General features: G+C 70.9%; 5 protein-coding genes. 3 read left to right on the plus strand and 2 right to left on the minus strand.

Going from position 1 to position 5,936, the window contains the following annotated elements; all coding sequences use genetic code 11:
- Positions 1 to 3,131, minus strand: a 3,131-nt coding sequence (locus tag ACZ3UD_RS24065; protein ID WP_465591214.1) for an nSTAND1 domain-containing NTPase, incomplete at its 3' end; no start/stop codon positions are given.
- Positions 3,128 to 3,577, minus strand: coding sequence for a hypothetical protein (locus ACZ3UD_RS24070; RefSeq protein ID WP_465591217.1), 450 nt, complete (start codon positions 3,575 to 3,577; stop codon positions 3,128 to 3,130). The genes ACZ3UD_RS24065 and ACZ3UD_RS24070, both read right to left, overlap by 4 nt.
- Before the next feature lie 243 nt (positions 3,578 to 3,820).
- On the opposite strand from ACZ3UD_RS24070, the gene ACZ3UD_RS24075 reads away from it, so the two are divergent.
- The 3 genes from ACZ3UD_RS24075 to ACZ3UD_RS24085 all read left to right on the plus strand — a co-directional run bounded on the left by ACZ3UD_RS24075 (position 3,821) and on the right by ACZ3UD_RS24085 (position 5,807).
- On the plus strand, positions 3,821 to 4,228 hold the full coding sequence (locus ACZ3UD_RS24075; RefSeq protein WP_465591220.1) for a hypothetical protein: 408 nt from the start codon (positions 3,821 to 3,823) through the stop codon (positions 4,226 to 4,228).
- A 311-nt stretch (positions 4,229 to 4,539) separates the two neighbouring features.
- Positions 4,540 to 4,956, plus strand: a complete 417-nt coding sequence (locus ACZ3UD_RS24080) for a hypothetical protein (protein WP_465591223.1) — start codon at positions 4,540 to 4,542, stop codon at positions 4,954 to 4,956.
- Positions 4,953 to 5,807, plus strand: coding sequence for a hypothetical protein (locus tag ACZ3UD_RS24085; RefSeq protein ID WP_465591226.1), 855 nt, complete (start codon positions 4,953 to 4,955; stop codon positions 5,805 to 5,807). Before ACZ3UD_RS24080 ends, ACZ3UD_RS24085 begins: the two co-directional genes overlap by 4 nt.
- Positions 5,808 to 5,936 lie beyond the last annotated feature (129 nt).

A 5,936-nucleotide genomic window follows, 5' to 3' on the forward strand; every position in this document is an offset into this window, starting at 1 on the left:
TCGGTGGTGTTCCAGAGGCGAACGGTGCCGTCATCGCTTCCGGCGGCCACGGTGTGTCCGTCCGGGCCGAAGGCCACCGAATTGACCCCGCCGACGAAGCCCAGCAGTGTTGGCAATGGCGTTGGCCTGCGCGGATCAGTGGTGTCGGACAGCCAGACGGCCCCACCGCCACCTGCGCTCGCGGTGCCGAGTGCGATGATGCGCCCGTCCGGGCTGAGGGCGAGGGCCGCGACCGGGCTGCCAGCACCCGACTGGGGCATGCCAAGGGGCGCAGGGTGGTGGGGGTCCGTCACATCCCAAAGCCGGGCCCATGTCATGCCGTTGGATGTCGCCAGCAGGTGTCGTTGCTGGCTGAAAGCCACCGGCCCGCCGCCTGCCAGAAGGGTTGGCGGCAGGCTCCACAGGGTGACGGTACCGTCCCGGCGGGCCTCGGCCAGGGTGTGTCCGTCCCGGCTGAACGCGAGCGACGTGGCTGGGCGCTCGGATCTGCGCGGCAGCCGCTCGAGTGTGGTGGGGTAGTACGGGTCCGTCATGTTCCAGAGGTTGGTGATCCCGTCGGTGGTAGCCACCGCGAGCACGCTGCCGTCCGGGCTGAACGCCACTGTCGTGATATCACTGGTGAGGCCGGCCAGCAATTCGGCGCTCACGGTGCGTTCGGGTATTCGCGGGTCCTCGATGTTCCAGATATCCAGGCTGTTGTGCCTTCCCCCGACGACGAGGATGCTGCGGTCCGTGCTCAGCGCCATCGGGGCGCCTGCCCCGGCGAAGTCCGACAGGTGCCGCGCGGGGTGCGACGTGTCGTTCATGTCCCACAGCTCGATGCGGCCGGAGGAGTTGGTGACCACCACCTTGCCGTCCGGGCTGAACAGCATGGAGGAGACAGCTACGCTGGGCTGAACGTCCGGGCCGGTTCGCTCTGCCGGGTGCCGGGGATTGGTGACGTCCCAGAACTTCACGATGCCTGATCCTCCGGCATCGACGCCGCCTCCCACAGCCAGAATGTGCCCGTCCGGGCTGAACTTCAGGTCAGCTGCATCCCCGGGTGCCTGCAGCGGTGGTCCGAGCTGGCTAGGGTGCCGCGCGTCGGTCATGTCCCACAGGGTCGCCACCCCGCCCCGGTGACCGGAGTCCCCGAGGTTCCCGCCCACGGCCAGGACCTTTCCGTCTGGGCTGAACTCCAGCGCGATTACTGGGGTGGCCGTCGGAGGCTGTATGTAGCCCAGGAACACGCAGTGGTGCGGGTCGCGCGCGTCCCAGAGCCGTACCCCGTTGTCCGCGCCAGCGGTGGCAAGGAGCGTCTCGTCGGAGCTGAACGCGACGCTGGAGACGGCGGTGCCGGGGGAGACGGCCAGGTCGGTGGCGATTGGGGTGTTCTCCAGGTTCACCAGTTGCGACTTGGTGTCCTGGCTCGGGGCCCGCTCGTGGGCGACCAGGGCGAGTTGGGCGGCGAGCGCCGGGTCTGTGCCGGCCAACTGCAGCACCTCGGCGGAGAGCTGCTTGTTGACGGCTAGCTCCGCGGCAGAGCGGGCCGCACCGCTCTGCTGGAACGCGAACACCGAGGTGGCGAACGCGAGCACGGCCAGAGCCGTGACAACGGCGACAGCCCGTCGGCGGCGACGGCGCTGCCGCTGCTCCTGGCGGGTGGACGCACGGAGGAAGGCGTCGGCGCTGGCGCTCAGGTCGCCGGGCCGGTCGGTGGCCCAGCGGCGGGCGGATTCCAGGACACCACCGCGGTAGAGCAGGCCGCTGTCCCGGTCAGTTCGGGCCCAGGTGGTGGCTGCCTCTTCCAGCTCCTGACGGATCAGGCTCCCGGCACGGTCCTGGTCGATCCAGCCCCTCAGCCGTGGCCAGGCCTCGATCAGGGCCTCGTGGGCGATGGTCACCGTCAGCTGGTCCTTGGTCAGCAGCCGGTGCTGGATGAAGCCGTCGAGAACTGTCTCGGTCAGCCCGCCTTCGGGTAGGTCCTGGACGAGGTCGCGGTAGGCGACATGACGGCGGACGTCGTCAGTGTCCCGGCCGACGGCGACCAGCCGCAGGAACAGGGCGCGAGCGACCTCACGGCTCTCGGGGGTGAGCGCGGTGAAGACTTCCTCCGCCGTCCTGGCGACGGCCGCCCTGATGCCGCCGGTCAGCCGGTACCCCTCAACGGTCATGGTACCGTCCCGGCGTTCCTGCCAGGTCAGCCGCAGCGCGTGGGCGAGAAGCGGGAGCCCACCTGCCCATGAACTGGCCGTCCCGTCGCCGTGTGCCGAGGGACCGGTGGTGCCCAGCTCGGCCAGCAGAACCTCCACCAGGCCATCCTGGATCTCCAACCCGACATCCTCGGCCGGGTAACGGATCGCCTCCTCGATCTCGGTCCGACTCATCGGGTCGAGCAGGACCGGGGAGGCCCGCAGTGCCGTCCGGAGCCGCTCGTAGGCCGTGCATTGGGCGTAGAAATCGGCACGCAGCCCGAGGACGACGAGGGCGTTCCGGGCTGGTGGACGTGCGAGGTGGTCCAGTACGTCGATGAACCAGCTCCGCTCGGTCTCGTCGGTGCACAGGGTGAAGATCTCCTCGAACTGGTCGACCACCAGCACGAGCCCGGCCGCACCGGTACCGCTTAGCAGTTCGGCGGCGCAATGTTCGGCATCTGTCGGCCAGTTCTGCGATCCTCCACGGTGGTCGAACGCCGCCGACAGCGCCGTGGCCGGTGAGGCGGTCGGGGTCAGCAGCACTTGGCGCCAGTGCGCAGAGCCCTCGACCGGCAGGCCCCCGCTAGCGAGGTCGGGCAGCACCCCGGCAGCGAGCAGGGAGGATTTGCCCGCTCCGGAGGGGCCGAGCACAACGAGCGGGCCGCCCTCCCGGAGCCGCACGTCCAAATGCCCGCGCACCAGTGCGACAGCCTGCTCGCGGCCGTAGAACCATTCGGCGTACGGCGCGGTGAACGACTGCAGACCGGGGTAGGGACACCGGATGTCGACTCCCCGGCTGGTGACCCGCCCGGTGCGGACCCGGCCCGCGCGGTGGACGATGCTGATGTTGCCGCCGGCGACGTAGGCGTCGCCGCCACCGGTGACGTGCACGTCCAGGTGCTTGGGCGTCTCGCTCCCATCGCTGCTGGGACCGGCTAAGTCCGGCTGCTCGGTCACGCCGAGTCGCCCCGGGGCTCCCGGGCCTGACGGTGGACGGTGATATCGCGGCCGGCCACGTAGGCGTCCCCACCACCTGTCACGTGGGCGCTGATCGTCGTCGAACCTGCCGAGGGCCGCCGCCCGGCTGGCTCGGCCAGCGCGCCCTCGACCAACGCGCGCAGCTCGTCGGCGAGGTCCGGCTCTGCGAGCAGCAGCCTGGACAGACGCGCCTGCCACTCGGTCGCCAGCATCTGCCGCAACTGCTCGTCGGAGCCGTTCTGTTGGGCGGCGAGCAGGTCCGTGCGGACCTGGTCGAGATCCTCCGACGCCCGCTCAGGATGCGAGCGCCGCCACAACGCCAGAACGGCGGACTTTACTGCGGCCCACCCGTCGGTGGCGATCAGATTGATCAATTGGCCAGCCGCGCTTGACGTCAGCGCAGTCAGGTCCGAGCCCAAGTCCATAGCTCCACCCACCCCCCATCGAATCGGACTAGTGACGATACTGCCGCGAAGTCAGGGGTGGACATATTGATGGCATGTCATACAGGTTCACAGCAAGGGCCTACTTCGAACGCTGCTGCGACCACCAGCGCAACGGCCTATGCTGACTTCAATTGTCATGTCCCGTAGATTGATTGGCCGACTGTTCAGTTAGCCTGAGACACTCTCAGGCTCCGGGGGCGGGCCGACAGCGGGGGTTGGTCAATGCTTGGGTGGCTGGAGGCTGCGGCCTGTGGCGCGGGGGGCGGACTGATCGCCGAGGCGGTCGTGACCTTCGGGCGTCTGAAAGCCTGGCAGCAGGCACGACACACAGCGAGGGCCACGGGGGCGCCGCTTCCCCGGCTGGTCATGTTCGTCGATCCGCTCGCGGACTCGCTCGCGGCGCTCCTCCGCGTGCTGCTGGGGGGCGCGGCCGGGTGGCTGTTGCACGCCCAGGTCACCGGTGTGTACGCCGCGGTGACCGTCGGGGCCTCGGCTCCGGCGCTGCTCGCCCAGGTCGGGCGGGCGGCTACGCCTGCCGAGGCCCTGCATGGGCCCGGCGGAGCCGCGTCGGGCTCGTCGTCGGCGGACGGCACCGGACCCGCCGGGCCGCGCGCAGGGGAGGCAGCATGACCACCGGTTCGGTGATCGCGCGGTCTTGGCGGTCTTTCACTGCCCGCACCACGTCGTACCTCCCGCAGCCGCCGGGACGTGGACGGGACGGACACACCCTGGGGCAGCGGGTCTGGGCCTCGTTCACCGAGGCGGAGCTGCGGCCCGCGCGCAGCCGTACCGCTGCCCCGGACGAAGCACCCCTCACCCTCCCGTCCCGACCCGCGCCACCGGACCGGCCGCGGACGGGCTCACCGGCTCCGGGATGGTTCGCGTTGCCCCGGCTTCCGCAGGGCGGCGGTCTGGCCGCCGCAGGCGAGGATTCGGTGCTGATGGAGGCCTCGTCGCCGGACGGCAGCGCCAGGTTCCTGGTGCGCGGGCCCGGCACCGCCGGTCCCGAACACCGGTTGGAGCTGATCCTGGACACCGCTGGAGCAGACCGGCCGCTGATGACGGTGGTCGGGTACGGCGGGCCGGACGGCGCCGAGCAACTGCTGCTCGTGCCGGTGGTGCGGGGGCGGTTCGGGCCGCCCGCCTCCTACGTCCGGCTTCCGAGCTTCGACGCGGCGGCGACCTTGACGGCCTCGGGTGCCGTCCCGGTCGGCCCGGACAGCTCCTGGGTCGTCGAGCTGGTCGCGGCATCCGTCCGGGCTGCCCTCAACGAGGCGACCCGCGAGGCATGGCGGCAGGTGCGGGGGCTGATCGGGGACGACGGCGTGCGTGCCGTCATCGACCAGGAGCTCCGGTGACCGAGGACGGGGACGGTGCGCGCACCGCGAGACCTGGGGGCGGGCCGGGGCCGGACCGGCCGCCCTGGCGCCGGTCGGCCACCGCTGCCCGGCCGCGCGCGGCCCGGCCCGCGCTGGAGAGCCTGCTGGGGGGTACCACCATCCCGCAAGCCGTGGTCCGGCAGGTGCTGCTGGGTGATCCGCCGCTGTGGTGGAGCTGCTGCAGCGAGGCGGTGCGCGCCGACCCCGGGTGGCTGTGGGGCCGACGCTGCGAGGAACTGCGCGACTGGCTGAACGCGACGGCGCCGGACTTGGGCGCCGGATCCGTCGGGTCGGTCGACCACCCGCTGCTGCTGGCCCGGGCGCTGGCGACGAGCGAGGACACGATCGCGGAACACGACACGGGCCTGCTGGGACTGACCACGGCCTGGGATCGGAGCGGCCTGCTCTGCGCCGACTCCTCCCCAGTGCCGTCACACCCCTCCGGTCGCGAGCTGAGTGATCTCACACCACGGCTCGCTGGCATGCTGAGCAGCGCGCTCGATCGGCTCCAGCAGTTGCAGGCCACTAGCGAGCCAGGCAAGCCGAGCCCTGCGGCCGAGGGCATGCTCACCATCGCCGCACTCATGCTGGCGGGAGTCGAACCCCGCGGACGCCGCGCCGTACGGGTGGCGGTGGTCTTCGCCCGATCGGCCAGGGCGGACGGACAAACCGCCGGGCCAGAGGGGGTGACCGGCGTGCTGGAACTCCGTGAATTCCCCGCCGGACCACCCGGGTTGTACCCCGATCCACGAACGATGGCCGGCGTGGGCAGCCCGAACGGCGAGTTCGCCGCCGCGCTGGGCCACGCCTGGCGGCTAGGGCCTGTGTGATGTCGTGATCAATATTGCGGTTTCGTGCTTGCCTGGAAGCGGGTTCCGGTAGGACGTTGTGTGTGACACGTAGGCAACTCAGCGACGAGCAGTGGACGTTCATCGAGCCGTATTTGCCGATCGGCGAGT

The organism is Kitasatospora sp. NPDC023118, assembly GCF_055560875.1.